We start from the raw sequence: 26,068 nt of genomic DNA, 5'->3' as shown, positions 1-26,068 counted from the left end.
CTTTAAACCCCCATCCTCGACCCGGGAGTTCACCGCTTGCGCTTCTCACTCGATCAACTGTTGATGTTCGTCCAAGTGGTCAAAAGCGGATCGTTTTCCGCCGCCGGGCGCAAACTGGGCAAGACTCAATCGACCATCAGCGCGGCGATTGCCAACCTCGAAACCGACCTTGGCGTCGACCTGTTCGATCGCAGCAACCGCAGCCCTGCCCTCACCGCCAGCGGCCACAAACTCCTGGTGCAGGCCGAAGCCGTGCTCGAACGCTGCATGACCTTCGAAGCCCACGCCGATTGTCTTTCGGACAACGTCGAAACCAGCCTGACGCTCGCCATTGAAACGCCGTACGGGCCGATCATGCCGGTGCTCAAAGCCTTCGAAGCCGCGTTCCCCTTTGTCGACCTGATCATCCGCCATCCGGTTTACGGCGACGTTAGCGAACTGGTCAGCAGCGGCGAAGCGGTACTCGGTGTGGCGTTCTCACAGCCCGGCTATCCCAAGGAGCTGGCGTTTCAGCAACTGGGCAAGCTGATCATGCTGCACGTCTGCCACCCCGACCATCCATTGGCGCAACTCGATAACGTCACGTTCGACGACCTGCACGTCCATCGGCGCCTGGCCTTCAGCGCCCACGCGAGCAAACTGCCGAGCAGCGAATACCTGCGCTCGACCCAGTTGTGGCAAGCGGAAAGCTATCTGGCGTTACTGGAAATGGTCCGCGCCGGGCTCGGTTGGGCCACCCTGCCCCGCCAGCTTGTTCAGCGTGAACTGGCCAAGGGTGAGCTGGTGGAGCTACAGCTCTCGGCGTATCCGCATACCGACTGGCAGATTGGTGTGGATTTGCTGTGGGCGCGGCAGCGACCGCTGGGCAAAGCGGAGCGGTGGCTGAAGGAGAAATTGCAGGGCAACAAGGTGTATGAGCTGGATCGCAACGGGCAGATCACCACCCTTTGACGTGGGAACAAAGAGGCCCGCCAAAGCGGGCCTCGATTGCAGGCGTTGTCACTACGCCAGTTTGACTGTTTCGGTCTGAACCTCGTGCTCAGGGCGGATCTTGAACCAGATGGAATACATCGCCGGCAGGAACACCAGCGTCATGATGGTGCCGACGAACGTGCCGCCAATCAGGGTGTAGGCCAGCGTGCCCCAGAACACCGAGTGTGTCAGTGGAATAAACGCCAAAATGGCCGCCAGCGCCGTCAGCAGTACCGGCCGCGCACGTTGCACAGTGGCTTCGACCACGGCATGGAACGGGTCCAGTCCTTCCAGCGTGTTGTGATGGATCTGCCCGATCAGAATCAGCGTATTGCGCATCAGGATCCCCGACAGCGCAATCAACCCGACCAGCGCATTGATGCCAAATGGCTGATTGAAGATCAGCAGCGTCGGCACCACACCAATCAAGCCTAATGGCGAGGTGAGGAAGACCATGATCATCGCCGCGATCGAACGCACCTGCACCATGATGATCAGCAACGTCATGGCGATCATGATCGGCAGCAAGGGCAGGATCGCCTTGCCCGCTTTGCCGGATTCCTCGATGGCGCCCGCCTGCTCGATTCGGTAACCCGAAGGCAGTTTTTCAATGATCGGCTGCAATTGCTTGAGGATCTCACCCGACACATCCGGAGGCTGCAAACCTTCGGCAATGTCGCCACGCACAGTGATCGTCGGTGTGCGGTCGCGGCGCCGCAGAATCGGATCTTCCATGCGCACATCGACCTCGCCGATCTGCGACAACGGGATGCGTTGTCCCGCCGCGCCGACCAGAGTGAAGCCTTTGATTTGCGCCGGGTTGAGCCTGATATTGCCAGCGGCACGCCCAACAACCTGCACAGAACGAATATCCTCGCGCACCGCGGTGATCGGCACTCCGCTCAGGAGAAACTGCAGTTGCTGGGCGACCGCGTTCGAGGTCAGCCCCACGGCTTGCAGGCGGTCCTGATCGAGATTGAAATGCAATGTCGGGGTCAGCGGTCCCCAATCAGTGTTCACCGTTCTCATCATCGGGCTGTCTTGCAGCACGCCGCGGACCTGCTCGGCGATGTCGCGCAACTTCGCCGGATCAGGCCCCATCACCCGGTAGGCAACCGGAAACGGCGAATAAGGACCAAAGACAATTTGCGTGGCCCGCACACGAGCCTCCGGCGCGAGGCCTTCAGCAACCGCTTCACGCAAGCGCAACTTGAGGGTTTCGCGTGCTTCCTGACTGTCCGTCAGCACGACGATTTTGGCAAAAGAAGGATCGGGTAATTCTGGCGCCATCGCCAAGAAGAAACGTGGCGCACCCTGGCCGATATAGGCCGTGACGATTTTTGCCTCATCCTGCTTGTGCAACCAGGCTTCAACCTTGGCGGACGCGGCGCTGGTCTGCTCGATCGAGGTGCCGTAGGGCATTTGCACCTCGATCATCACCTCGGGGCGGTCGGAGGTCGGAAAGAACTGTTTCTTCACCAGCCCCATGCCAGGAACCGCGACGAAAAACAGCGTGACCACCGTGCCCGCCACCAGCCATTTGCGAGCGATCACCGCGGTCAGCAGCCGGCGGAAACGGTTGTAATTCGGCGTGTTGTAGATCGCCGCGTGGCCACCTTCAACCTTCTTGATGTCCGGCAACAACTTCACGCCCAGATACGGGGTGAACGCCACCGCAACGACCCAGGAAGCGATCAGTGCGATGCCGACAATCCAGAACATATTGCTGGTGTACTCGCCGGCAGTGGACTGGGCAAAACCGTTGGGCAAAAAGCCGATCGCCGTCACCAGCGTACCGGACAGCATCGGTGCCGCCGTATGGCTCCAGGCATACGCGGACGCTTTGATGCGATCGTAGCCCTCCTCCATTTTCACCACCATCATTTCAATGGCGATGATCGCGTCATCGACCAACAGCCCGAGCGCGAGGATCAATGACCCGAGGGTAATCCGATCGAAGTTCTTGCCGGTGGCGGCCATCACCACGAACACGATCGCCAGGGTCAACGGCACTGCGGCGGCGACCACCACGCCTACTCGCCAGCCCATACTCAGAAAGCACACGAGCATGACCACCAGCAGCGCGACAAAAAATTTGACCATGAACTCGCCGACCGCCGAGTCGATATTGACTGCCTGGTCGGTGACTTTGGCGAGGGTCATGCCCAATGGCATTTCCGCATTGATCCGCGCGGTCTCCGCATCCAGCGCCTTGCCCAGATCGAGACCGTTCCAGCCCTCGCGCATCACCACACCCAGCAGCAGCGCGTCTTCGCCGTCATTGCGCACAACAAAGGTCGCCGGATCTTCGTAACCGCGTTCAACCGTCGCCACATCAGAGAGCTTGAGCGTGCGGCCCTGCACGGAGACCGGTGTCTCGCGAATTTTCTGCACCTTGTCGAAAGCACCGTCCAGACGCAGAAACACCTGTGGCCCATTGGTTTCGATGGACCCGGCGGGCGTCAGCACGTTCTGACTGTTCAGCGCGGCGAAGATGTCCTGCGGCGACAAGCCGAGGGTCGCCAAGCGGTCATGGGAAAATGAAACGTAGATGCGCTCGGCTTGCTCACCGATGATGTTGACCTTCTTCACCCCCGGCACGTGCAGCAGACGCTGGCGCATGGCTTCGGCATCACGCACCAGCAAGCGCTGCGGCTCGCCTTTGGCTTTCAAGGCGAACAGCGCGAAGGTCACGTCGGAAAACTCATCGTTGACCATCGGCCCGATCACACCGGCCGGCAGCCTGATGGCTTCATCGTCGAGTTTCTTGCGTGCTTGATAGAACTCTTCCTGCACTTGCGAGGGCGGCGTGCTATCGAGCAACGACACCATCGTGAACGCCAGTCCAGGGCGTGTGTAGGTTTCCGAGCGGTCGTACCACTTGAGTTCTTGCAGGCGCTTTTCAAGGGGTTCGGCGACCTGATCCTGCATCTCTTGCGCCGTCGCGCCCGGCCACGCGGTAATCACGGTCAGCTGCTTGACCGTAAACGGTGGATCTTCCGCACGTCCCAACTTAAAGAACGACAACGTCCCTGCAACAGCGATCAGAAAAATCAGGAAAACCGTGATTGCCCGCTCGCGCACGGCGATGGCCGAAAGGTTGAAGCGCCCCTGACTCATGGACGGCTCCCGGCAACGCTGGCTTCGCTCATCTGCGGCAACCGTACTTCTTCGCCATCGCGCAGCAGATGGGCGCCCAACGCTACAACCTGCTCACCGGCAGCGAGGTCGCCGGCGATGCGGGCCGAATCATCACTCAACCCCAGCACCTGAACCGCTCGCCAGGTCACTGTTGCCGGTGTTCCGGCGATCAACCACACACCTGGACCTTTACCCGCGTCGTAAACAGCAGCGATGGGAACTTGTAAGGCCTGTGTCTGGGAGGCGCCCTCGGCAATGCTGAGGGTGACGGTCGCACCGATCGGCGCGTTGGCCAACGGTCCTTCGAGCACATAGCGCGCTTCGAACGTGCGCGTTGTGCGGTCTGCCGAGTCCGAAAGCAGCCGCAGTTTTGCCGTGACAGCCGCTGAATTCATGCCGTAGAGGCTGGCTTGCGCGGTGGAGCCGACAGCCGGGCGCAACGTTTCGGGTAGATGCACGATGGCTTCGCGCTGACCTGCACGGGCCAGGCGCACCACCGGTTGTCCCGGGCTGACCACTTGTCCTGGCTCGGCGAGCGTTTCCACCACTACGCCGTCCGCATCAGCGACCAGCAGCGCATAACCCGAGGTATTGCGCGCTACATCGGCTTGCGCTTGCGCGGCGTTGAGCTGCGCTTTTGCAGTCTCCGCGGCGGCTCTGAACTGATCGTAGGCTGATGCCGAAATGGCGCCAACGCCGACCAGTTTGCGATAGCGAGCCTCATCGTCGGCGGTCTGTTTGGCGCTGGCGCGAGCAGCGATGACCGCCGCCTGCTGCGCCCGCGCTTGCAGTCCGAGGTCGATCGGGTCGAGACGCATCAGCGGCTGCCCGCGCTTGACGACCTCCCCCGTATCAACCAGACGTTCGAGCACTTTGCCCGATACGCGAAACCCTAGGTCGCCCTGAACGCGCGCCGCCACGACACCGGTGAAAGAACGAGCGATGTCAGGTGACGCTTGTACCGCAGCGGATCTGACCAGCGGCGCCTGTGTACGGGGATCTGCAACACTGGAAGATTCGCCACAGGCGGTCAGGGCTAGAGGCAACAAGCATGCGGCAATGGGGAAAAGTCGGAGCCGGCGCATAGGTTCACTTACTGTGGAATAGGATGATCATCATATTCTCAGTCTTGTGACCAATATCGTCAATAGTCACACCCTACATCCTTACCACCTGCGAGATCGAACCACGAATCGACCGACAGGCCCGACTAAAAACGGTAGCTCACAGAAGTCCCAAGCCCGCTCGCACTGTTCTTGTATCTGGCACTGTAGGCACCTCTCGATGCCGAGGTGTCGTTAACCTCGACGCTCTCCTCCCAAAGGTAGGAATAAGCCAGGTCGATCGTGACATTTTCCACCGGCGTCCAGCCCGCCCCGAAGCTGAGCACCTTGCGGTCGCCCGTCGGAATGCGCGGCCCCCGATTGGTGTTGTTGGCCGGTGACTGATCAACCGAGAAACCGGCACGAAGTACCCATTGGTTATTCAATTGATAGGCCGCACCGATCGCGTGAGCCCAGGTGTCGTGCCAGTTCTGCTCTTCGCTAATCGTCCCCAACTGGCCACTCAGCAACGGCGGCAAGCCACTGTTCTCGATCGTCAGCTCCTTGAAGCGGCTCCAGCGCGTCCAGGTACTGCCGACATAAAGCGTCCAGTCGTTATTGAATTGATGCGTAACCGAAACGTCCACCGACTCCGGCGTGTCCACGTCCAGCGACGCGTCATAGCTGCGACCGCTCACGCCCAGCACGCTGAAGATGCCATCGGTGACCTTGGTTTTCGCATCCAGGTGGTAACTGACTTTGGAGTGATAGGTCAGCCCCAGGCGGGTCTGGTCTGTCGCCTGCACCAGCACACCGGCGTTGAAGCCCAGCGCGGTATCATCACCCGTGCTTTTCAGCTTGCCGTCATTACGCCCCGGGCTGAGTGGATTGGGCACCATGCCGGATATCTCGCCGCTGATACGGTTAATGGTCGGACCGAAGCCGATCGAGACTTTTTCGTTAAAGGCGTAGCTGATGGTCGGCTGGAAAGTCAGCGTGGTGACTTCACTCTTGTTGGCGTAATAGCGTCCGGCAAAACCACTGCCGTAGTCGGTGATCAGCCCGAACGGCACATAAAATCCGACGCCGAATGCCCAGTGGTCATCAATCGGTTTGACGTAATACCCCATGGGCACGGTGGTCGTTGGCACCATGTCGCCGTCTTCATTACCGCCGAACGTACTGCGCGTGCGGCTGATATCAGACTTGGCGAACAGCGTCGCCGCGCCCACGCTCACCTGCTCCCGTTTAAGCCGCGCCATGCCCGCCGGGTTGCCGTAGACCGTACTGGCGTCTTCGGCTGATGAAGATCGACCGGCAAAACCGGATCCCATCCCGCTGATGCTTTGTTCGTTGAGTGCAAAGCCACCGGCAAACACATTGGAAGACGCAAGCACGAAGGCCAGGCCCACGGGGCTCTTGAGCATTGTTTTTTTCATTATTGGACTCTATGGAGATCACTGGAATAGAACATCGAGCACTACAGCGAAACCATATTATCCATGTGACCGATTCAGTCAATGGTCACATAAGACTAAATTCAATGCCCTCCCGGCACTGATGTGCCGGTGGGCAGGAAACGTAATGAGGGGGATGTTGCCTTGACTCTAATCGCCTGAAAAGCTTGCTCAGCGATGGGTCAAGGCATCAGGCTGCGCAGGATGAGATTGGTGGTCAGCGTGGGCGCTTGCTCGATCAAATCCAGATTGTGTTGCAACAGCAGCGGATTGACGAAAGGTCGCAGCGCCAGATTGATCGACTCGACGGTCTCGTCCAGCGGCGTCTTGCGTTCGAACTCCCCCGCTTCTCGACCTTGACGCACGATGTCGAGGATAAAGGCCTTGATCTGCGCTTCATACACTTGCGCACTGTTCCAGCGCTCCGAGGCGGAAAACGCCGCGATGTCGTAGAGCTTGCGATCGTTGAAGAACAGGTCCACACCCGTGGCGATCACGGTTTTCACCAACCTGCGCAAACGCTCGGTGGCTGAAAGCGCTTCCGCGTTAACCGCGTGCTCGACTGCTGCAGCGATTTGTCCCAGACAGTTGGCGCAAATAGCCTCGCCAATCGCCTGCTTGGAATCAAAGAATTTATAGATGTAGGCCTTGGAAAAACCGATGGCCTTGGCCAGGTCGGAAACCGTGGTTTTACCGTAGCCGTATTGGCTGAAGTGCTCGTTGGCCGCGGCGACAATCTGGTCACGAATGTCGTGTTCGGCGGGGCCGCGAGTGCTCGGCGAGGAGGTAGAGAGGGATGGCTGATTCATGGGGGCAGCTTACTCACCCTATGAATGACTGACAACTCGCCGAGCATTGTTGAACGTGTCACACCACCGCGGCTTCAACCGTTCTGGAACGCCACGCAAACCCCAACACCATCAGCAGCCCCAGGCCCGCCATTGCCGCGCCGGCCAGGGAGATCGCCGGATAACCCAGCCCGCTGCTGATCACCGCGCCGCCCAGCGCCGCGCCAATCGCATTGCCGAAGTTGAACGCGCCGATGTTCACCGCCGAGGCCAGATTGGGCGCGTCCTTGGCCGCTTCCATGACGCGCATCTGTAGTGGCGGCACCAAAGCAAAGCTGGCAATACCCCAGATCAGAATGGCCACGGCGGCCGGCAGCGGCCAACGCATCAGTACGGTGAACGCCAACAACACCAGAATCAACACGCTCAGCGAGACGATCAGGGTGCGATCGATCGAGCGGTCAGCGGCCTTGCCGCCCCACATGTTGCCCAGCGTCAACCCGACACCGTAAAGCATCAGCATGGCGGTGATGAAGGCGGTGGACGCATGGGTCTCGCTGCTGAGGATCGGCGCGATGTAGGTGAAGACGGTGAACATCGCGCTCGAGCCGACTACGGTCAGGGCCAGCGCGGCCAGCACCGGGCCGCGCCCCAACACTCGAATTTCTGCCATGACACCGACGCTTTGCGGCGCCCGCACGTTGGGCAAGGCGAACCACAACGCGGCCATGGTCACCACGCCGAGGCCGGTAATCCCCCAGAACGCGGTGCGCCAACCAAACAGTTCGCCAAACCAGGCGGCCAGCGGCACACCGCCGATGGTCGCCAGGGTCAGACCCATGAACATCGCCGCCACTGCCCCGGCGCGTTTTTCCGGGGCAACCAGGGTGGCGGCGACGACGGAGCCAACGCCAAAGAAGGCACCGTGGTTCAGTGAGGTCACTACCCTGGCGACCATCAGGCTGTAATAATCGGTGGCCAGGGCTGACATCAGATTACCCAAGGTGAAAATCGCCATGAGCCCGATCAGCAGAGAGCGCCGGGGAATCTTGCCGGTGGTCAGAGTCATCAGCGGCGCGCCGAGCAATACCCCCAGCGCATAAGCACTGACCAGCAAACCGGCAGCGGGAATGGAAACGCCCAGATCCGCAGCGATACCCGGCAACATGCCCATGGGCGCGAATTCTGTAACGCCGATGCCGAAGGCACCGATGGCGAGTGCAACAAGTGGTGGATTGATACGCATGGAAAGCTCCTCATCTATGCTGCCAATGCTACGATCCCGCCCTTTCAGGCGGTAGATAGCGTTTTTGGCAATCACCTTTGCGTAGGAGGCACAAGTGGATTTCAACGGCAGGTCAGGTGAAATGAGCGTGTTCACTACCGTGGCGCAGGAAGGCAGTCTGTCGGCCGCCGCGCGTGCGCTAGGCCTGACACCTTCGGCAGTCAGCCGGATCATCGCGCGTACCGAGCAACGGCTTGGCACTCGCCTGCTGTTGCGCACCACCCGAGCGATCACCTTCACGGCCGAGGGCGAAGCGTTCCTGCGCGGCGCCCGGCGTATCCTCGCCGACATGGACGAAGTCGAAGAAGCCATCGCCGATCAAGGCGTGCCCAGAGGGCGATTGCGCGTCAGTGCCGCCCTTGGCCACGGCCGTCTGGCCATCGTGCCCTTGGTCGCAGCCTTCAGCGCCCGCTACCCGAACATCGTCGTCGACCTCACCCTCGGCGACGAAGTGGTCGACATTCTTGCCGGACAAGCCGACGTCGCGGTGCGCTTCGGCCATCTGCCCGACAGCCCGCTGAGCGCGCGCAGGATCGGCACCACCGGCCAGGTCGTGGTGGCATCGCCCGAGTATCTGCAGCGCCACGGCATCCCCCAGGAACCGGAGGACCTGTTGCAGCACAACTGCCTGCGCTTCAACTTCCGGCGTGCCGAACCCAACTGGCCATTCATCCGTGATGGCAAAGCGTTTTCCCTGAAGGTCAGCGGCAACATCGAATGCAGCAGTGGTGAAGCGCTGGCACAACTCGCGCGAATGGGCGCCGGCATTGCACGTATCGGAGAGTTCAGCGTGAGCGAGGATCTGCAGCGTGGCGACCTGATTGCGCTGCTGGAAGCGTGGAATCCCGGGGACCAGGAACCGATTCATGCGGTGTTCGTCGGCGGCGCAGCGATGCCGGCGCGGGTGCGATTGTTCGTCGACTTCTTGCTGGAGCATCACCGGATGTCAGCGCAGGTATAAGCTGATACTCGTGAAGTTGATGGCCGTCGTTAAAGACCGCTTTAGGTCAAGAACAGACATCTAAATACCCTCACTTGTATATTTCCGACAGACAAATCTTCACCACCAACGCGCAGAATCGGGAAGGTACACATTCATGGATCAGAAAAATGGCCAAGCCGGCACCGCCGACTGGGTCATCCGCAGTGTTCAGCCTGGGGGCATCGAGCGTATCGAAGCGTGGTTCGGCAGCCACGGCTACGATCCTCATCGACACGACACCTACTCGATCGGCCGTACGTTGGCGGGCGTTCAGAGCTTTCACTACGCAGGCTCGCTGCGCCACGGTGTTCCCGGCAACACGCTCGTGCTTCACCCCGACGAACTCCACGATGGCATGGCCGGCACTGACGCAGGCTTTCGTTATCGAATGGCCTACGTTGATCCGTCATTGATCCAGAACGTTCTGGGTGGGGAACCCTTGCCCTTTATCGCAGGGGGACTGTCGAGCGATCCGCGTCTGTTCCAGGCCAGTGAAGCATTCGTGCAAGCGGTGGATCATCCACTGGAAATACTGGAGGAACAGGACGCGCTGTATGACCTGGCGATGGCGTTGCGTGCGGTCGGCGGCAAGCCGCGCGGGCGCAAGCGTCTGGATTACCGCGCAGCCGAGCGCGCCAGAGCATTCATCCTGGAACATCTGCACACATGCATTTCGCTGGAGATGCTGGAACATGCCAGTGGGCGCGAACGCTGGAGCCTGTCACGCGACTTCAGAACACTTTACGGTACGAGCCCTTACCGATTTGTCACCCTGCGCCGTCTGGATCGGTTCCGCGCATTGGTGCTTGAAGGTTTCACCTTGGTGGATGCGGCCCTCGTCGCGGGTTTCCACGATCAAAGTCATATGACGCGACACTTCAGCCGCTGCTACGGAGTTCCGCCCATGCGCTGGCTGGAACGATTGCGGGCCGCGCGCTGACTTGCAGGATCGTACAAGAGCGCCCTGCTCCATGCTCTATAGGATGACGACTTCGACCAAAGAGGATCCGTCATGTCAAAGCTCCGTCATCAACAATCATCAGTTCCTGTAAACCTGGCACGTAAAGCGTCGCTCATCGAACAGCAATGGAGTCCCAGGGTTGTTGCAGAGATGAATGACTACCAGTTCAAGGTTGTGCGAATCGAAGGCGAATTCATCTGGCACTCACATCCTGAGACCGACGAAGCATTTCTTGTCCTGGAGGGCACCTTGCGCATCGACCTGCCGGATGGCTGCGTCTATGTGAGCCCGGGTGAACTGTATGTAGTACCCCGTGGTGTTGAACATCGGACGGCTGCTAAAGGTGAAACAAAACTGATGATGATCGAGCCACGAGGTATTTTGAATACCGGGCATGAAGATGGTGAAAGAACGGCCTTGAACGACGTCTGGATATAATCCAGCACCATCCTGTGCGATGTCTGCGCTGAGTGGGAAGATGAATTCACGATCTTGCGGGATAAGTGACAGTGCTATCCGATCCAGTGGCGCGCGTAGCGCTCAAAGAACTGATTGAAAAACACCTCAAGGGAAGAGATCCCGATTACGACCGTCTGATCGAAATTGTTCAGGATCCTTCGCGGCAAGTTCCGATCAGGGGTGTGCTTGAGGACATTAGACGGTACAACAAGGTCCAGTTCACGCAGCAGGACCTAGAGCTGATCGACGACCTTTTGTACATGTATGGCTGAGACAGTACGTTCTGGTTGCGGGCATGGGCCGGCGTGACTGGTTATGCCACTCACGCTCTCTATAATGAGTCACCGGCCATGCCTGGAGCGCTTGTTATGTCACCTTTCCCTGATCAAAAATCTGCTGTCGTTTTACGCCGTGCTTCAAACTGCGATCTGGAAGATCTGATAGCCATTCGGATTGAGGCCATGCGCGAAAGCCTAGAGCGGCTTGGGCGATTTGATCCTGATCGCGCGCGCGAACGGTTTCATAGTGGTTTCGACGCTAGCAGCACGCGCCGCATAGAAGTATCAGGTGATATGGTCGGTTTTGTCGTTCTCAAAGACCATCAGAGCGAGCTACTGCTCGACCACTTGTATGTGATACCTAGCGCTCAAGGAGCAGGGATAGGCACCGAAGTTCTCACTCGGATTTTCAGAGAGGCGGATGAGATCGGACGCCCTGTTAAAGTTGGCGCTCTCAAAGAAAGCGCTTCAAATCGCTTTTATATTCGCCATGGTTTCGTATTTGTCGAAAGCGGTGAATTTGATAATTATTATGTCCGCGCCAACAGTAATACCGTTCGTTTGGGCGACAGGCGGGATGCCCATACAGATACTTTCGGGAGTGATTAATGAGCAATGACCCCTGTGCTTTAGCTGCGCGCATGATTCGCAATTTCAATGATGTGCCGCTGCAATACGAGCGCCGCGACCCTCTTTACGAGAGCCATGGCGCGCGCCTCGGCACTGACACCGTCGCGCAGAAACTCGGTGCGTCGGTGGACATCGTCGCGCCAGGCAAGCGTTCTTGTCCCTACCACTTTCATTATGCTCAGGAAGAGATGTTCGTCATCCTGGAAGGGTTTGGCACCCTGCGCGTGGCGGGTGAAATGTTGCCGATCCGAAGCGGCGACGTCATCTTCATTCCGGCCGGCCCCGAATATCCGCATCAGATCATCAACACCTCGGATGCACCGCTGAAGTATCTGTCCATTGGCACCCGAGAAACCCCCGAAGTCTGCCAATACCCGGACTCCGGCAAATATCAGGCGATGGTCACAATCAATGGAGCGCGCGCCTTCGCCGCTGTGCAGCGGCCCGGGGCTACGCTTGATTATTGGGACGACGAACCATGAGGGCGCCGTGTTTTCGATCCCGGGCAGGTTTCCCCCGGCATTGCGAAACACTCGGCGCGCGCGAATGACTCTCCGACCTCACTCAGCCCTTCAGGCTTTCATCAGTCTGTAAAAGTCCTCCAGCGCTTCGCGAAATTCCGCAAGGGAAAAACTGATCGGCCGATTCTCGACGTCCCATCGAGTGGTAATACCGACTTCCAGGCCGCTGGACACGCTCAACCCAAAACGACGCCAATGCAGAGTCTCTCCGTCAATCACCTGTTCGGTCATCAACACAAAGCAATCGAAGTCCATATCATCGCCGCAGACCAACAGTGGAACTGGCGTCGATGTCCCGTCTTCTGCAGGAGCGAAGCGCCGTTTGGCGAGCGCGTCTTCTTCCTCGTCCAGCAACCACATCAATGAAAGACCGTTGAGGTCCTGATCGGGGTATTCGAGATGACTGTTCAGCCACTGTTCGATAGGTACGTTGTCGATAAATAGCCAGGCACAACGGCTACGACTGAATTTTGCTTGATGGTAAGCGGCATGGATGCGGTGATGCATGGGAAGTCCATTCAACGATAGAGGGCCGGCGGGAACATCCGGTGAGAAAACGCTTGAGTCGCCGAACAGGTTATCGCCAGATTTAACCCGTGCTGAAGGGCAACCTCGCGAAGTCATGTGTCAATTCACGCCATCCTTTCGCACTCTGCATGTGCGCAACACTTTTATAGGTGCCTCTTTTTGATGCTCGCCTGGCTGAACTTCAAAGAACAAAGCCGTCACGGATCCTTGGTTATTTACCAAAATGGTGCGCAAAAAAATAGTTTGACAGAGCCATCCAGCCAAACCTTAACTGGCCAGCAATCAGCTGATTTACAGAGTGATTTTTTCATTGTCGACGGTGAGAGCTTTTGATATCACGCAATCTGAACCCTCACTGCACCGTTGTTTTATTGAGTTGACAAGGTGCGGAGCAAGGAACCCACGAATTGAGTACATTTCGAAAGTATCTTTGCCTGGACTTGTTACTCTGGATCTACCTCGGCTGCTGGAATACCACGCTACCGCTGATCATCGTGCAGCGAGGAAGCCTGCTGGAGCTGGCGGTCTACGAAACAGCGCTCGCACTCGCGGCGATCATTTCGATGTTGTGTCTGGCGCCGCGTGTTGAGTCGATGCGCCGCACTACGGCGCTCAAGGTGGGCTGTTTTGCGATCTTGATGGCCAGCGTATTGCGATACGTTTTTGCCGCAAACTGGTATTCGCTTGATGCGCTGATACTGATCGATGTGATCGCGGCATCAGCATTTGGAATGATCCAGCCTCTGTTGGGTATCTATCCTGCGGAAACCGTTGATAAACATCGTGCGGACGCGGCATTTCGCGTCCGGCGCATCGTCGTTACTGTCGGCAGGGTTGCGGGGCCCTTGTTGGCGGGTATTGTTATTACGGTTTCTTCACTGGAAATCTCGCTGCTATTTGCGTCAATCGTGGGATTAGTCATCGTGGCGTTCGCCATGATGCTACCGGTGAGTGCAGCCCCTGCCCTGCTACGCAGAAAATCATCAGCCGATCACGTTAATGACATGCTTTTGGGGCTTAAACTCAAATGCGCTCTACCGGCAGAACAATTTTTGACTTTTTCAGGGTTGCTACTGGGTTTTGCCGTAACAGCGACGGTACCGATGTTGGTTCCAGCGCTCATACACACTCGCGGTTTAGCTGAAGGTAGCGTTGGCCTGTTCAATGCGCTGTTCGCGGGTGGGGCTGTTGCAGGTTTGTTCTTCTTAAGCCCGCTGATTAGCAAAAAGGAAAATCAGCGCAACAAGTATCTTGGATGTTGGGCCCTATTAACGTTTGCACTCTGTGCAGCGACGCAAGCCGACGAAATCTGGCAGTTGAGTACTTGTCTGTTTTTCGCCGGGGCGGCGAGTGCTTGCATTGCTATGGTCGGAATGGACAAGAGGCTCATGTCGATCCCCTCCGGCGTACGCGTACGACTGATGGCCTCCACATTAGTGATCAGTCAGCTAGGCAGCTCGGTTTCATTCATGATGACGGGCGCCATCATGTCCAGATCCGGCGCAAACAGTTTGATGTGGCTTTATCTCGGGGTATTTCTGATTATCGTCATGTATTCCATGCGATCAAAAAAGATATGGCACTTCCTGGAAGATGACGCTGAGTCAGAGCTGTATTACGCAAAAAACCATCCGGAACTTGCGGCGATCTTGAGTCCATGAAATGCGGTTGAAACGTTACTCGGTCAACTCAAAGTGAGCATCAGACTCCCCTTCCTGAGCTTCCGTGGCATTGCGCCCCGCCAATCAGGCAAGCACCGACGCGGCGACCTACACCGCGGCGCTAAGCCCGAATGTAGATTTGTAGCCACTCAGATCAAAAGCCAGGTCACCAATGATTGCGCCTCCCGCGATCGCCACTTGGACAATCGCCACCAGCAAGCCGCCTCCGGCCTGCGCAGCATCATCCGGAAGCGTTTGCGCCAGCCATGTCCACCAGCCGATCGGCGCGGCGGTGGGAACCAGTCCCCAGAGGCGAGTAATAAAGCAGGATCGCTTTCTGTTTCATCCCATCGTTGGACAAGGGCTGTTTTCAGCCGACCACAAGAGGCAGTAATCGGTCAAAAACGGTCGCTTGAAAATCTACTAAACTGGCGTTGATTGAGGTCAGGTTTGGAATTTTACGTTTCACAAGGAGGTGCTCATGACATTGGTAGAAAGCTCTGAGTTCATTCGTCACAAGCGATCACTTGACGTGCTTGCGAGACAGAGTCCCGGCTATGTTTACTTAATATCAAGATTTGATGATGACGACGGAACAATATGCACATTCGGAAGTATGGGGTATAGAGACAACCCAATAAAGACAGGGATTGGAGGCGTTGCGCTCGTCACATTGGCAGGTATGAAACAGCAGCGAAGAATTCAGCCTGCCGACCGTTTGCGAGGCCCTTTCATACAGGGTAGCCAACCTGTGCTCGGCACTCTAAGGGTCATCGAGAATCCGCAACAAGGTGGCGGCCATGCGGAAGAACTGTTTCTGAGGAAGCTCCCTCAAATGTTTGATGAATATGGCGCGGCAAGTAAGATTGATATTTTCATTTCCAAAATCCCGTGCGCCTCAGCATCCTCTAATTGGATATTGCCCACTGCAAACGGTGATCTGCTGCTTCCGGCGGGTTGCGCCAATAAGCTAGCTGCCGTCATTCGATCGAGTGAAGGCATTACTTGGCGAATATGGTGGGAGCACGGCTATCCGAATCAAGCCACTCATACTGCTTGCATTGGCGCATTGTCACAACTAAGAGGTTTGGCAATTGTTCAGCAATACTTTGGATAAGGTGGAATATTGCCCTGGGCCTTTCACGCCTTTTTACCCACTAGATGTTATCAGTCTAGATACAGGTTGAAATAGCAGGAAAGGCGCAGAGCCTAACCAATGATCGATATTGTTCGAAAGCAGCGAGACGTCAAGGCTGTGTCTATATAAAACGGAGCGTTATCCCACGGCTCATATTCATGAGCCAATACAGACTGCCAGGTGGGTGGCGTCAGGCCGGTAATATCAACCTTCCTGGTGTCTACCCGTCGCTGGTGTTCATATCTATCGTTCCGCTCGCTCAACCGTTTCTCACGCACGCCGGACGGCACGCCATTGCGCACAACCTTGAATTCCTCCCCCGCCCGGGCATGCTCCGGCGTAGGACGCACGCCCCTAAAGCCCCTGATTTACACAACAACCCTTATGTAACCCAAAAACACGCCGATACCGTGCAGCAGCACGGAAGCACCGCAGCAGCACTTACTTCATAGAAGGCAGGAACCCGATCAATGTTGGAACACCTCTGGCGCAGCATCCATTCCCCGGACTACTTGCCCAACGTAATGGAGTGGATGCTCCATATTCTCCTCAGCCCTTTCATGGTGATCATGTGCCTGATGGTCGGGGCGCTGGCCGGCAAATGGTGGAGAGCACTGCCCTACGGCGGTCTGACTTGTTATGTGGTCTTTCTGAGCCGGTCTTCTTTCTATCGGTGGGAAAGCATCTTCCCCATAGCCGGCCTGCCTGCGCTGGCGATAGATGGCGGGCTATTGGCGCTGCTCGGCTTTTATTTGAAAGGCCTACTCAGAACCCGCGCAGAAGCAAAACCCGAAGGCCATTGGCTGCGCAGGCTTTATCAAGGCCTTAAGGTGGTCATGCTGACAGTCATGGTGATGTTCTGGGCAGTCGTCGTGCTGTTTGTTTTGATCTTCACTGTCTCGGTCGCGACCCAACCGTCATTGGCGCACTGAGCAGCTTCCTGCTTGATCAGACAAATCGGGACTCAGCTTCGCCGGAAACAGCGTTCGAATGAGCTGCCGGTTCGACAAGATGAACTTCAGTGGCATTGCGCCCCGCCAACCAGGCCAGCACTGACGCGACAACCAAGACAGCGGCGCTAAGCTCGAATGTGGCTTTGTAACCGCTCAGATCGAAGGCCAGACCGCCAATGATCGCGCCACCGGCGATCGCCAGTTGGACAATCGCCACAAGCAAGCCGCCTCCGGCTTCCGCATCATCCGGCAGCGTCTGCGCCAGCCATGTCCACCAGCCGACCGGCGCGGCCGTGGCCACCAATCCCCACAGTCCGAGCAACACGGCGGTCAGCACCGGTGACTTGCCGAAGCTGACCAACGCTAGCGCGATGGCCGCCATGATCAGCGGGATGACGGTCAACGTGCGGTAGAGGCCGCGGCCCATAAACCTTTCAATTAGAAAGGTACCGATAAAACCGGCCAGTCCCAACCCCAGCAGCATCAAGGACAACGTTGAGACACTGACGCCCGTCACGCCTTCAAGAAAGGGCCGCAGGTAGGTAAACAGCATGAACTGGCCCATGAAAAATACGCTGACAGCGACCATGCCCAAGGCCACTGGCAACTGCTTCATCAACCGCAGGACGTTGCCGCTACCGGCCTGGCGTTCGGCCTTGAAGGACGGCAGGCTGATCAGCAGCCACACGGCGGCCAGCACCGCGACCGGAACCACACAGAAGAATGCCCCGCGCCAGCCGATCAACGAGCCAAGAAAACTCCCCGCTGGAGCCGCGATTACCGTGGCGAGAGCGTTACCGCCATTGACGATGGCCAGCGCTCGCGAAACCTGTTCAGGCTTCACCAGACGCATTGCGGTCGCCGCCGACAATGACCAGAAACCGCCGATCGCGATCCCGATCAACGCACGTCCAAACATGAATGACGGGTAGCCCGGCGCGACCGCGACGACCGTACCGGAGACGATCATCAGCAAGGTCAGGCCCAGCAGCAACTTCTTGCGTTCGATGCGCGCGGCGACCGAGGCGATCAACAGGCTGGTGATCAAGGCAAAGGCGCCCGACACGGAAATCCCCTGCCCGGCCTGGCCTTCGGTGATGTGCAGGTCTGCGGCAATCGGCGTCAGCAGACTGACGGGCATGAATTCTGAAGCGACCAAAGCGAATGCGGCCAGCGACATGGCCAGCACAGCGCTCCAGCCGCCTGTTCTTTTAGAAGGATCTGTAGAAGGAAACGTCATGGGAACTACCTGTGGTGCGAAAAACCTGTGGATGTGATGCGCAGGGGCAAGCAGCGTGAAGCCCATTCGGGCACTGCCCCTGTAACAGATAGACACATTCTCCCGGTCAATCCGGCCCTTCCCTAGCGCATTCCTCTTGAATGCTTGCCTGATCCTCTGGCGATGCAGGGTGATGGATAGGAAACGTCTCGCGCGCGGATTAGAGTTCGGTCAACAGGAGTGACCCGACATGATCCCTACCCCTCTGGCTCAGCAATCGCCTTTGGCGTTGCACATTGACCCGCGCGTGAACGCACCGGGTGACTTCGCCACGGCCATACCCGGCTTGTCGCTGTTTCGTCGCGACCAACCGGCGCCGCCCATGGTGTGCATGATCGAACCCAGCCTGATTCTCGTGGGTCGCGGCGAAAAGCGCTTGTGGGTCGGTGGTGAGGGCTACAGCTATGACCCGTCACGGTTTCTGGTCACTTCACTGGACCTGCCCGCCAACTCCGAAGTGATGCTTGCCAGTCCTGAGCAGCCCTGTGTCGGCCTCGTGCTGAAACTGGATGTCAGCATGCTCGCCGAGGTCATCACCAAGAGCGGCCTGCCGGCCAAGCGGCAGCCAGCAACGGGCACGGGCGCCGCGATTGGCAGTATGTCGTCTGCCCTGGAAGGCGCACTCGATCGACTGCTGGCATTGCTCGATGAACCCGAAGCGATCCCGGTGCTGGCGCCACTGATTCTGCGCGAAATCCACTATCGCTTGCTGCACACCGACCAAGGTGCGCGGCTGCGGCAGATCACGGCCGTCGATGGTCAGGGTTATCGCATCGCCAAGGCGATTGACTGGCTCAAGGTCAACTACACCGATGCCCTGCGCATCGATGATCTGGCCGCGCGGGTGCAGATGAGTGCGCCGACCTTTCACCATCATTTCCGCCAGCTCACCGGCATGAGTCCGCTGCAGTACCAGAAATGGCTGCGGCTCAACGAAGCGCGGCGGCTGATGCTGGTCGAGCGCCTCGACGTATCGCGCGCTGCGTTTGCGGTCGGCTATGAAAGCCCTTCGCAGTTCAGTCGCGAATATGGCCGCCTGTTCGGCACCGCGCCGAGTCGTGACATTGCCCTTTTGCGCGGGCAGCCATTTGAAGCAGAAGCCCTCGGCACAGTAGCGAATTGAACGAAAACCGGTGCTGCGCCTCGCCGCGTGTCACCGCTCATAACAATGCACGTCAACCGATGATCAGCGGGTGAATCATGGAACTACGAATCAACCAGAAGACCTATCAGGTCGATGCCGACGCCGATACGCCCTTGCTGTGGGTGATCCGCGATGATCTGGGCATGACCGGGACCAAGTACGGCTGCGGGCTGGCGCAATGCGGCGCCTGCTCAGTGTTGGTGGACGGCAATGTGGTGCGTTCGTGCGTCACGCCGGTGGCGGGTGTGGTCGGCCGCGAGGTCACCACCATTGAGGCCATCGAAAGCGATGAAGTCGGCAAACGGGTGGTCGCGACCTGGGTCGATCTGCAGGTTGCGCAGTGCGGCTACTGCCAGTCCGGGCAGGTGATGGCCGCCACCGCGCTGCTCAAACAAAACCCCAAGCCGAGTGATGCGCAGATCGAAGCGGCGATGGTCAATCTGTGCCGTTGCGGCACTTACAACGCCATTCATGCCGCCGTGCATGAGGTGGCCGGCAAGGGAGACGCGTGATGAACGTTCGAATCGACCCTTCACAGCAAGCCTCGGTGCTGGATCTGCACGAACCGATCAATGTTTCGCGCAGACGTTTTCTCACCGGCACCGCCGTCGGCGCACTGGTCCTCGGCTTCGGCCTGCCGCTCGGTGCGACACGCGTGCAAGCTGCCGTTGCCGCGGCGACGGCCGAGCGCGGCACGCAGGTGCCGGCGTTTCTCGAGATCCGTCCAGACAATCGCGTGCGTCTGCTCTGCCCGTTCATGGAAGGCGGACAAGGCACGTTCACGGCGATGGCGCAAATCGTCGGTGAAGAGCTGGATGCCGATCCGTCGACCTTTCTGGTCGAAGCCGCACCGCCCGGCGAAGCCTATGTGGTGTTGGAAAACGGCATGCGCATCACCGGCGGCAGTATGTCGGTGCGCATGAGCTACCCGGTCATGCGCCGCCTCGGCGCCCTTGCCCGCGCCATGCTGTTGCAGGCGGGCGCGCAACAACTTGGCGTGCCAGTCAGCGAGTTGAGCACCGAGCCTGGCAAAGTCGTGCATGCCAAGTCGGGCCGCTCGCTGGCTTACGGTGAACTGGCCGAGCGCGCGATGGATCTGCCGGTTCCCGATCCGGCCTCCGTGCAACTGCGTGATCCGAGCCAGTTCCGCTGGATCGGCAAACCGGTGAAGCGCCTCGATGCCTACGACAAGTCCACCGGCAAGGCGCTGTACAGCATCGATCTGAAGGTCGACGACATGCTCCACGCTGCCGTGCAACATGCCCCGCGTTTGGGGATGACGGTCGGCAACCTGCGCAACGAAGATCAGGTCAAAGCAATGAAAGGCGTGCATTCCGTGCACCGTCTGCCGGGCGCCGTGGCGGTGGTCGCCGAGCGTTGGTGGCACGCCAAACGTGCCGTCGAGGCGATCCAGGTCGACTGGCAAGAGCCAACGGCCGATAGCAAAGTGCGGCCGATGCCCGCCGACTTTTCCAGCGATGCCTGGTTCAAGCGCCTCGCTGAAGACAAAGGCCCGGCCAAAGATGATGAAAACCAAGGCGACGTGGCTGCGATTCTCAAGGAAACCAAGACGCGGATTGACGCCACTTACCACAACCAATACCTGAACCATGGACAACTGGAGCCGCCTTCGGCACTGGCCCGATTCAACCCGGACGGTACGCTGGAAGTCTGGTTGCCGAATCAGGCGCCGGACATGTTCCGTGCCGACATTGCCAAACGCACAGGGCTGGATCCGTCGCGCATCACCTTGCATTCGCCGCTGCTAGGCGGGTTCTTCGGCCGGCATTTCCTCTACGACTCGGCCAGTCCCTACCCTCAGGCAATCGCGCTGGCGAAAGCGGTTGGCCGTCCGGTCAAACTGATCTGGAGCCGCGAAGAAGAGTTCCTGCGTGACGTGCTCCGCCCCGTTGCTGCGGTGAACTTCCGTGCCGCGCTGGACAACGACGGCTGGCCGCTGGCAATCGAAGCGATCAGTGCCACCGAAGGCCCGACCGAAGCCCTCGCCGGCAAACAGGGTGAAAAACTCGACCCCACAGCGCTTGAAGGGTTGTCAGGCAAAACCTATGCGATCCCCAACAAACGCATCGCGCAGATCTACGTCAAAGGCCCGGCCATGCTCGGTTACTGGCGTTCGGTGGGCAACTCCCTCAACGACTTCTTCTATGAATCGTTCCTCGATGAGCTCGCCGACAAGGGTGGCAAAGACCCGTTCGACCTGCGTCTGCATCTGCTGCGTGATAACAAACGCCTGACCACCTTGCTGCAAGCGGTGGGTGAACTGTCGGGCGGCTGGAAGCGCGGGCCGTTTACCGCCGAGGATGGCAGCAAACGTGCACGCGGTGTGGCCATGGCTTCGCCGTTCGGTACGGAGACGGCGGTGATCGCCGAGGTGTCCATCGAGAACGGCCAGGTCAAGGTGCACGACATCTGGCAGGCGATTGACCCGGGCAGCATCGTCAACCCGGCGATTGTCGAAGCGCAGGTCAACGGCGCTGTGGCGTTGGGACTGTCGCAAACCCTGGTGGAAGAAGCAGTGTGGATTGATGGCAAACCCCGGGCGCGCAACTACGACTTGTATCAGATCCTGCCGCCTGCGCGGATGGCTCGGGTACACGTGCGTGTGGTCGAGAGTGGGGAAAAAATGGGTGGCATCGGTGAACCGCCGTTGCCAGCGGTCGCGCCCGCCGTCGCTAACGCGGTGGCAAGGCTAACCGGTCAGCGGGTGCGCAGCCTGCCGATGAGCCGACACACCTTCACTTGATCAGCGCCGGAGCGTCCATGAATAACAGCCGATTCGCAAGAACCGCTGGCTGGCTGGCAGTGCCGTGCCTGGTCGCGGCAGGCCTGCTGGCCTGGTATGTCACCCGTGAGCCTGTCTCGCGCCTTGAAACCCATCAGATCGCCGTGGCCGACATCGACCCGGCACTGGTCGCCCGTGGCGAATACGTCGCCCGGCTCAGCGATTGCGTGGCCTGCCACAGCGTGCCAGGAGGCGCGCCATTCGCTGGTGGCCTGGAAATGGCCACACCGCTGGGCTCAATCCATGCGACCAATATCACCCCGGACACGGAAACCGGCATCGGCCACTACAGCCTGGCGGATTTTGACCGGGCGGTGCGCCACGGCGTGGCGCCCGACAGTCGCCGTCTGTATCCGGCGATGCCCTACCCGTCCTACGCCAAGCTCAGTGATGACGATGTACGAGCGTTGTATGCGTTCTTCATGAAAGGCGTGGCGCCGGTGAAACAGGCGAATATCCCGAGTGCGATTCCGTTCCCGCTGAACCTGCGCTGGCCGATTGCACTGTGGAACGGTGTGTTTGTCGATGCCGAACCGTATGCGCCCAAACCGTCGCAGGATGAACAGTGGAACCGTGGCGCTTACCTTGTTCAGGGCGCCGGGCACTGCGGCAGTTGCCACACGCCGCGCGGCCTGGCGTTCAACGAGAAGGCACTGGATGAATCCGGTAAACCGTACCTCGCCGGCGCCTTGCTCGATGGCTGGTACGCACCGAGCCTGCGTGATGATCACAACACCGGCCTGGGCCGCTGGAGTGAGGCGGAAATCGTGCAGTTCCTCAAGACCGGTCGCAATCAACACGCGGTGGTCTACGGCTCGATGACTGAGGCGTTCAATAACTCCACGCAGTTCATGAGCGATGACGATCTGAGCGCGATTGCCCATTACCTGAAGTCGCTTCCCGGGGATCGCGAAAGGGATGGCGCGCCGTGGCAGTATCAAGCGGTATCGGCAGCGCAACGGCTGGACTCGCCCGGTGCGCATACCTACGTGGCGCGCTGTGCTTCCTGCCACGGTCTCGACGGCAAGGGTCAACCTGAATGGATGCCGCCGCTGGCCGGCGCGACTTCTGCACTGGCCAAGGAAAGCGCCTCGGCGATCAACATCACCCTGAATGGTTCGCAACGTGTGGTAGCCGCCGGTGTGCCGGACGCCTATCGCATGCCGGCCTTCCGCGAGCAGCTGTCAGATCAGCAGATCGCCGAAGTGCTGACCTTCATGCGCAGCACCTGGGGCAATCAGGCCAGTGCTGTCGATGCGCAGACGGTGGGCAAACTGCGTGAGCACACCGATCCGGCCAGCAGCAGCCCGATCATCCTGCAGATGCGTTAAAGGAGAAATTGATGGAGAGCATCGACTTGCTGGTCCTGCGCACGGCGCGGGACTGGCTCGCCGCTGGCGAACGTGTGTTGCTCGCTACGGTGGCGCGCACTTGGGGTTCATCACCACGGCCGACGGGGTCGATGATGGCTTTGCGTGACGACGGTCGCGTGGTGGGCAGCGTGTCCGGTGGCTGCATCGAGGACGATCTGATCCATCGCTTCACCACGGCGTATGGCGGCAGCGCTTTTAGCGACAGCGCACCGCAAGTGGTGCGCTATGGCGTCAGCGCCGATGAGGCGCATCGCTTCGGCTTGCCCTGCGGTGGCACGCTTGAACTGATCCTTGAGTTCAACCCGACGTGGCAGTCGCTTGACGCGTTGCTGGGGCAACTGGACGCCGGGCAACTGGTTCGTCGCCGACTGGCGTTGGAGTCCGGTCAGGTCATGCTCGAACCGACCGCAACGCCGGAACAATTCAGCTTCGATGGTGCGCAGATGCTCAACACTCTGGGACCGGGCTATCGGATGCTGATGATCGGGGCCGGAGCGCTGGCCGAATATCTGGCGACCATGGCCTTGTTCAACGGCTTCAAGGTGGCGGTGTGCGATCCGCGTCCCGAGTACATCGAGACGTGGGCAGTAGACGGTGTGGAGCGGATTGTCGGCATGCCGGACGACGTGGTCCGCGACTTCGCGGTCGATCTGCGCACCTGCATCGTCGCCTTGAGTCATGACCCCAAACTCGACGATCTGGCGTTGCTCGAAGCGCTCCACAGCCCGGCGTTCTACATCGGCGCCATCGGTTCGCGGCGCAACAGCCAGCTGCGCCGCGAACGCCTGATCGAACATTTTGCTGAAACCGAGGCGTCGCTTGAGCGCCTGCACGGGCCGATCGGCCTCTATATTGGTAGCAAGACGCCGGCGGAAATTGCCGTTAGTGTGATGGCCGAGATCCTTGCGGCGAAGAATGGCGCCAATCTGCCGAAAGCGTTTTCAATTGCCAGGGCCAAAGCGGTAAACCTGGTCTCCTCATCCGGCTAGCCCCCAGCGACACGCTGACATAGCGCCTCCGATTAATAGCAAATGCGTAAACAAAGAGGGCGCCTTGTCAGGCGCCCTCTTTGTTTATATTGCGTGCGGCAGGTAGAGCGGATCAGTGTGATTTCTTGGCTGTCGACGTTCCGGCTTTGCTCAACCCTTTCGAGTTGTGATCCCCTGGTGTCGTGTCGGAGATGGCCGTCGCTTTGGTCACGCCGCGCGTATCTTTGGAATGGGCGACGCCTGAAGTCGTTGAGCCGTGACCGCTGTCACCATTGCGATCACTGCCATAGTGGTTACCGCTTTCGCCATGGTCACGAGTGGCCTTGCCCGCATGATCACTACTGAGCCCATTGCCACGGCCGTTGCTGTTGGTGCCTCCGTGATCTGAGCCGCCACGACCGCCGCCCATACCGCCACCGTGGCCACCGCCGTTACCGCCACCATTGCCACCACCGTTGCCACCGCCGTTGCCACCACCACCACCACCACCACCACCACCGCCACCGTCCTTCGCGTGGGCAGAGTTCATGACAGAGAGGTCAGCAGGGAGTAATGGGGCGGCTGCAAGCATCATGGCGCAGGACATGACAGCAAGGAGACTCTTATTCTTCAAAAGCATGATTGCTTCCATAGGGTTGATTTCGCAAAAGTTAAGACGCAATCCGCCCTTTATGGTTCAAGTCCTGCGACAGACGGAAGTCGCTGTGCAAGGCCCGATTCTGGGGCAGCCGGTATGACTTGAGCCGCGGTCGCAGTACGTTCTCGATCACCAGGCCCCGGCAGTCTTTGACCGTTCATAGAACCCCTCCCGGCAAGAAGGGTCTGCTCTGGTATGACCTCTCAGGAATACGTCCCATGTCCGCGCAACGCAACCTTGTCATTCTCGCTCGGGGAGGCTACGCCGCCCGAGGAATGCTGTATTTGATCATCGGCATCTTTGCGTTGCTGGCAGCCCAGGATTCAACCAAGCCAAAGGACAGTCACAAGAGTCTGGAAGCGTTGCTGGGCCAGCCATTCGGCTATTTTCTGGTTGGACTTGTCGTGGCGGGGCTGCTCGCATTTGCCGCCTGGCGTGTCCTGCAGGCAACGCGTGATGTCGACCATCACGGCACAAAATTCAAAGGGCTGGTGATTCGCACAGGGCTGTTTGTGGGTGGCTTGGTCAATGGTGCTCTGGCGTTCTTTGCATTGGGTCTGCTTATAAGCGGGATTAAAAGCTCGGGCGATTCCGCAGGACAAACCAAAGACTGGCTGGCGCATTTGCTGTCCTGGGAACATTCGAACTGGCTGGTGTACCTGATCGCCCTCATTCCGCTGGGGGTCGGCATTGCTCACATCGTCAAAGGATGGAAAGCGTCGTTCGAGAAGTATTTCGAGGCCGACGAGGATGTCATGCGCTACGTGCGCCCGGTCTCGCGGTTTGGTCTGATCGCGCGCGGCGTGGTGTTTATCGAGATTGCATTGCTGCTGGCCGTCAGCGGTTCCACCTATCAAGCCATGGATCCACCGGGTATGAAGGAAGCGCTCGATGCGCTGCAGAATCTACCCGCTGGCTGGCTGATCTTGATGGTGATGGCCTTGGGGCTGATTGCCTTCTCGGTCTACAGTCTGGCGGAAGCTTTCTGGCGCAAGATCAATATGGATGTGCCGGGAGTCGCGAGACCGTAGGGTGTAATCCAGTCC

The 26,068-nt window shown here is 59.0% G+C and carries 25 protein-coding genes and 2 pseudogenes; 17 read left to right on the top strand and 10 right to left on the bottom strand.

Annotated features, from left to right (window positions below; translation table 11 throughout):
• Positions 1-36: 36 nt before the first annotated feature.
• The gene (locus AB4N44_RS01835; RefSeq protein WP_460110526.1) at positions 37-951 is read left to right on the top strand and encodes a LysR family transcriptional regulator; all 915 of its coding nucleotides are present in this window, start codon (positions 37-39) and stop codon (positions 949-951) included.
• A gap of 51 nt (positions 952-1,002) precedes the next feature.
• Here the strand turns inward: AB4N44_RS01835 and AB4N44_RS01830 are convergent, their stop codons facing one another.
• The 5 genes from AB4N44_RS01830 to AB4N44_RS01810 form a co-directional block, all read right to left on the bottom strand.
• Entirely contained in the window at positions 1,003-4,092 is a 3,090-nt protein-coding gene (locus tag AB4N44_RS01830) for an efflux RND transporter permease subunit (RefSeq protein WP_127927597.1), read from the bottom strand.
• Positions 4,089-5,198, bottom strand: a complete 1,110-nt coding sequence (locus tag AB4N44_RS01825) for an efflux RND transporter periplasmic adaptor subunit (protein WP_127927595.1) — start codon at positions 5,196-5,198, stop codon at positions 4,089-4,091. Before AB4N44_RS01825 ends, AB4N44_RS01830 begins: the two co-directional genes overlap by 4 nt.
• 125 nt (positions 5,199-5,323) lie before the next feature.
• A complete protein-coding gene (locus AB4N44_RS01820; protein ID WP_127927593.1) occupies positions 5,324-6,595 on the bottom strand; it encodes an OmpP1/FadL family transporter in 1,272 nt (423 codons plus the stop codon).
• A 200-nt stretch (positions 6,596-6,795) separates the two neighbouring features.
• Positions 6,796-7,422: a TetR/AcrR family transcriptional regulator gene (locus AB4N44_RS01815; protein ID WP_127927591.1), complete on the bottom strand. Its 627-nt coding sequence runs from the start codon at positions 7,420-7,422 to the stop codon at positions 6,796-6,798.
• Between the two features lie 58 nt (positions 7,423-7,480).
• A complete protein-coding gene (locus tag AB4N44_RS01810) occupies positions 7,481-8,647 on the bottom strand; it encodes an MFS transporter (protein ID WP_460110529.1) in 1,167 nt (388 codons plus the stop codon).
• A gap of 94 nt (positions 8,648-8,741) precedes the next feature.
• Between AB4N44_RS01810 and AB4N44_RS01805 the strand changes: the two genes are divergently transcribed.
• From AB4N44_RS01805 to AB4N44_RS01780, 6 genes are all read left to right on the top strand, one after another.
• Entirely contained in the window at positions 8,742-9,647 is a 906-nt protein-coding gene (locus AB4N44_RS01805; RefSeq protein ID WP_460110531.1) for a LysR family transcriptional regulator, read from the top strand.
• A gap of 136 nt (positions 9,648-9,783) precedes the next feature.
• Positions 9,784-10,608, top strand: a complete 825-nt coding sequence (locus AB4N44_RS01800; protein ID WP_127927584.1) for an AraC family transcriptional regulator — start codon at positions 9,784-9,786, stop codon at positions 10,606-10,608.
• 72 nt (positions 10,609-10,680) lie between these two features.
• Entirely contained in the window at positions 10,681-11,067 is a 387-nt protein-coding gene (locus AB4N44_RS01795) for a cupin domain-containing protein (RefSeq protein WP_127927582.1), read from the top strand.
• Positions 11,068-11,138: 71 nt separating this feature from the next.
• Positions 11,139-11,360: a hypothetical protein gene (locus AB4N44_RS01790; RefSeq protein ID WP_160040019.1), complete on the top strand. Its 222-nt coding sequence runs from the start codon at positions 11,139-11,141 to the stop codon at positions 11,358-11,360.
• A 96-nt stretch (positions 11,361-11,456) separates the two neighbouring features.
• Positions 11,457-11,975, top strand: coding sequence for a GNAT family N-acetyltransferase (locus AB4N44_RS01785; protein ID WP_160040017.1), 519 nt, complete (start codon positions 11,457-11,459; stop codon positions 11,973-11,975).
• Positions 11,975-12,478 carry a cupin domain-containing protein gene (locus AB4N44_RS01780; RefSeq protein WP_160039985.1) on the top strand — a complete coding sequence of 168 codons (504 nt, stop codon included), beginning with the start codon at positions 11,975-11,977 and terminating at the stop codon, positions 12,476-12,478. The genes AB4N44_RS01785 and AB4N44_RS01780 overlap by 1 nt, the downstream gene beginning before the upstream one ends.
• A 90-nt stretch (positions 12,479-12,568) precedes the next feature.
• Here AB4N44_RS01780 and AB4N44_RS01775 read toward each other — a convergent pair whose 3' ends face one another.
• Complete coding sequence (locus tag AB4N44_RS01775; protein ID WP_160039983.1) at positions 12,569-13,024, bottom strand: hypothetical protein; 456 nt, start codon at positions 13,022-13,024, stop codon at positions 12,569-12,571.
• A gap of 183 nt (positions 13,025-13,207) precedes the next feature.
• On the opposite strand from AB4N44_RS01775, the gene AB4N44_RS01770 reads away from it, so the two are divergent.
• Together AB4N44_RS01770 and AB4N44_RS01765 are read left to right on the top strand one after the other, a co-directional pair.
• The gene (locus AB4N44_RS01770) at positions 13,208-13,378 is read left to right on the top strand and encodes a hypothetical protein (protein WP_316918343.1); all 171 of its coding nucleotides are present in this window, start codon (positions 13,208-13,210) and stop codon (positions 13,376-13,378) included.
• Positions 13,379-13,452: 74 nt separating this feature from the next.
• A complete protein-coding gene (locus tag AB4N44_RS01765; protein WP_460110535.1) occupies positions 13,453-14,706 on the top strand; it encodes an MFS transporter in 1,254 nt (417 codons plus the stop codon).
• An 84-nt stretch (positions 14,707-14,790) separates the two neighbouring features.
• On the opposite strand, the pseudogene AB4N44_RS01760 reads toward AB4N44_RS01765, so the two are convergent.
• Positions 14,791-15,018 (bottom strand): annotated as a pseudogene (locus AB4N44_RS01760) (MFS transporter); the annotation flags it as partial.
• 169 nt (positions 15,019-15,187) lie between these two features.
• On the opposite strand from AB4N44_RS01760, the gene AB4N44_RS01755 reads away from it, so the two are divergent.
• Positions 15,188-15,823 carry a hypothetical protein gene (locus AB4N44_RS01755; RefSeq protein WP_150751429.1) on the top strand — a complete coding sequence of 212 codons (636 nt, stop codon included), beginning with the start codon at positions 15,188-15,190 and terminating at the stop codon, positions 15,821-15,823.
• A gap of 92 nt (positions 15,824-15,915) precedes the next feature.
• Here AB4N44_RS01755 and AB4N44_RS01750 read toward each other — a convergent pair.
• Positions 15,916-16,095: pseudogene (locus AB4N44_RS01750) on the bottom strand (AAA family ATPase); the annotation flags it as partial.
• A 219-nt stretch (positions 16,096-16,314) separates the two neighbouring features.
• Between AB4N44_RS01750 and AB4N44_RS01745 the strand changes: the two are divergent.
• Positions 16,315-16,776, top strand: a complete 462-nt coding sequence (locus AB4N44_RS01745; RefSeq protein ID WP_460110537.1) for a hypothetical protein — start codon at positions 16,315-16,317, stop codon at positions 16,774-16,776.
• Positions 16,777-16,792: 16 nt separating this feature from the next.
• Here AB4N44_RS01745 and AB4N44_RS01740 read toward each other — a convergent pair whose 3' ends face one another.
• Positions 16,793-18,037 (bottom strand): MFS transporter, encoded by a 1,245-nt coding sequence (locus tag AB4N44_RS01740; protein WP_316918339.1) that lies wholly within the window; start codon positions 18,035-18,037, stop codon positions 16,793-16,795.
• Between the two features lie 229 nt (positions 18,038-18,266).
• Between AB4N44_RS01740 and AB4N44_RS01735 the strand changes: the two genes are divergently transcribed.
• The 5 genes from AB4N44_RS01735 to AB4N44_RS01715 all read left to right on the top strand — a co-directional run bounded on the left by AB4N44_RS01735 (position 18,267) and on the right by AB4N44_RS01715 (position 24,385).
• Entirely contained in the window at positions 18,267-19,199 is a 933-nt protein-coding gene (locus AB4N44_RS01735) for an AraC family transcriptional regulator (RefSeq protein ID WP_460110539.1), read from the top strand.
• 77 nt (positions 19,200-19,276) lie between these two features.
• Positions 19,277-19,732 carry a (2Fe-2S)-binding protein gene (locus AB4N44_RS01730; protein ID WP_460110541.1) on the top strand — a complete coding sequence of 152 codons (456 nt, stop codon included), beginning with the start codon at positions 19,277-19,279 and terminating at the stop codon, positions 19,730-19,732.
• Complete coding sequence (locus AB4N44_RS01725; RefSeq protein ID WP_460110543.1) at positions 19,732-21,984, top strand: xanthine dehydrogenase family protein molybdopterin-binding subunit; 2,253 nt, start codon at positions 19,732-19,734, stop codon at positions 21,982-21,984. Before AB4N44_RS01730 ends, AB4N44_RS01725 begins: the two co-directional genes overlap by 1 nt.
• A gap of 17 nt (positions 21,985-22,001) precedes the next feature.
• Positions 22,002-23,354: a c-type cytochrome gene (locus AB4N44_RS01720; protein WP_460110544.1), complete on the top strand. Its 1,353-nt coding sequence runs from the start codon at positions 22,002-22,004 to the stop codon at positions 23,352-23,354.
• An 11-nt stretch (positions 23,355-23,365) separates the two neighbouring features.
• The gene (locus AB4N44_RS01715; RefSeq protein WP_460110546.1) at positions 23,366-24,385 is read left to right on the top strand and encodes an XdhC family protein; all 1,020 of its coding nucleotides are present in this window, start codon (positions 23,366-23,368) and stop codon (positions 24,383-24,385) included.
• A 112-nt stretch (positions 24,386-24,497) separates the two neighbouring features.
• On the opposite strand, the gene AB4N44_RS01710 is transcribed toward AB4N44_RS01715, so the two are convergent.
• Positions 24,498-25,004 carry a hypothetical protein gene (locus tag AB4N44_RS01710; protein WP_460110548.1) on the bottom strand — a complete coding sequence of 169 codons (507 nt, stop codon included), beginning with the start codon at positions 25,002-25,004 and terminating at the stop codon, positions 24,498-24,500.
• Between the two features lie 236 nt (positions 25,005-25,240).
• Here AB4N44_RS01710 and AB4N44_RS01705 point away from each other — a divergent pair, with 236 nt between their 5' ends.
• On the top strand, positions 25,241-26,053 hold the full coding sequence (locus AB4N44_RS01705) for a DUF1206 domain-containing protein (protein ID WP_460110549.1): 813 nt from the start codon (positions 25,241-25,243) through the stop codon (positions 26,051-26,053).
• Positions 26,054-26,068 lie beyond the last annotated feature (15 nt).

This window comes from Pseudomonas sp. S3_C06 (assembly GCF_054667675.1).
Note: the sequence above shows the minus strand (reverse complement) of the source record. Positions and strands in the feature narration are given on the sequence as shown.

Coding starts and splice junctions, on each gene's coding strand:
- AB4N44_RS01815 (WP_127927591.1), bottom strand. CDS start 7,422: ATGAATCAGCCATCCCTCTCTACCTCCTCGCCGAGCACTCGCGGCCCC.
- AB4N44_RS01715 (WP_460110546.1), top strand. CDS start 23,366: ATGGAGAGCATCGACTTGCTGGTCCTGCGCACGGCGCGGGACTGGCTC.
- AB4N44_RS01825 (WP_127927595.1), bottom strand. CDS start 5,198: ATGCGCCGGCTCCGACTTTTCCCCATTGCCGCATGCTTGTTGCCTCTA.
- AB4N44_RS01810 (WP_460110529.1), bottom strand. CDS start 8,647: ATGCGTATCAATCCACCACTTGTTGCACTCGCCATCGGTGCCTTCGGC.
- AB4N44_RS01770 (WP_316918343.1), top strand. CDS start 13,208: ATGCTCGCCTGGCTGAACTTCAAAGAACAAAGCCGTCACGGATCCTTG.
- AB4N44_RS01710 (WP_460110548.1), bottom strand. CDS start 25,004: ATGCTTTTGAAGAATAAGAGTCTCCTTGCTGTCATGTCCTGCGCCATG.
- AB4N44_RS01820 (WP_127927593.1), bottom strand. CDS start 6,595: ATGAAAAAAACAATGCTCAAGAGCCCCGTGGGCCTGGCCTTCGTGCTT.
- AB4N44_RS01705 (WP_460110549.1), top strand. CDS start 25,241: ATGTCCGCGCAACGCAACCTTGTCATTCTCGCTCGGGGAGGCTACGCC.
- AB4N44_RS01800 (WP_127927584.1), top strand. CDS start 9,784: ATGGATCAGAAAAATGGCCAAGCCGGCACCGCCGACTGGGTCATCCGC.
- AB4N44_RS01745 (WP_460110537.1), top strand. CDS start 16,315: ATGTTGGAACACCTCTGGCGCAGCATCCATTCCCCGGACTACTTGCCC.
- AB4N44_RS01755 (WP_150751429.1), top strand. CDS start 15,188: ATGACATTGGTAGAAAGCTCTGAGTTCATTCGTCACAAGCGATCACTT.
- AB4N44_RS01730 (WP_460110541.1), top strand. CDS start 19,277: ATGGAACTACGAATCAACCAGAAGACCTATCAGGTCGATGCCGACGCC.
- AB4N44_RS01830 (WP_127927597.1), bottom strand. CDS start 4,092: ATGAGTCAGGGGCGCTTCAACCTTTCGGCCATCGCCGTGCGCGAGCGG.
- AB4N44_RS01795 (WP_127927582.1), top strand. CDS start 10,681: ATGTCAAAGCTCCGTCATCAACAATCATCAGTTCCTGTAAACCTGGCA.
- AB4N44_RS01775 (WP_160039983.1), bottom strand. CDS start 13,024: ATGCATCACCGCATCCATGCCGCTTACCATCAAGCAAAATTCAGTCGT.
- AB4N44_RS01720 (WP_460110544.1), top strand. CDS start 22,002: ATGAATAACAGCCGATTCGCAAGAACCGCTGGCTGGCTGGCAGTGCCG.
- AB4N44_RS01780 (WP_160039985.1), top strand. CDS start 11,975: ATGAGCAATGACCCCTGTGCTTTAGCTGCGCGCATGATTCGCAATTTC.
- AB4N44_RS01735 (WP_460110539.1), top strand. CDS start 18,267: ATGATCCCTACCCCTCTGGCTCAGCAATCGCCTTTGGCGTTGCACATT.
- AB4N44_RS01725 (WP_460110543.1), top strand. CDS start 19,732: ATGAACGTTCGAATCGACCCTTCACAGCAAGCCTCGGTGCTGGATCTG.
- AB4N44_RS01785 (WP_160040017.1), top strand. CDS start 11,457: ATGTCACCTTTCCCTGATCAAAAATCTGCTGTCGTTTTACGCCGTGCT.
- AB4N44_RS01740 (WP_316918339.1), bottom strand. CDS start 18,037: ATGACGTTTCCTTCTACAGATCCTTCTAAAAGAACAGGCGGCTGGAGC.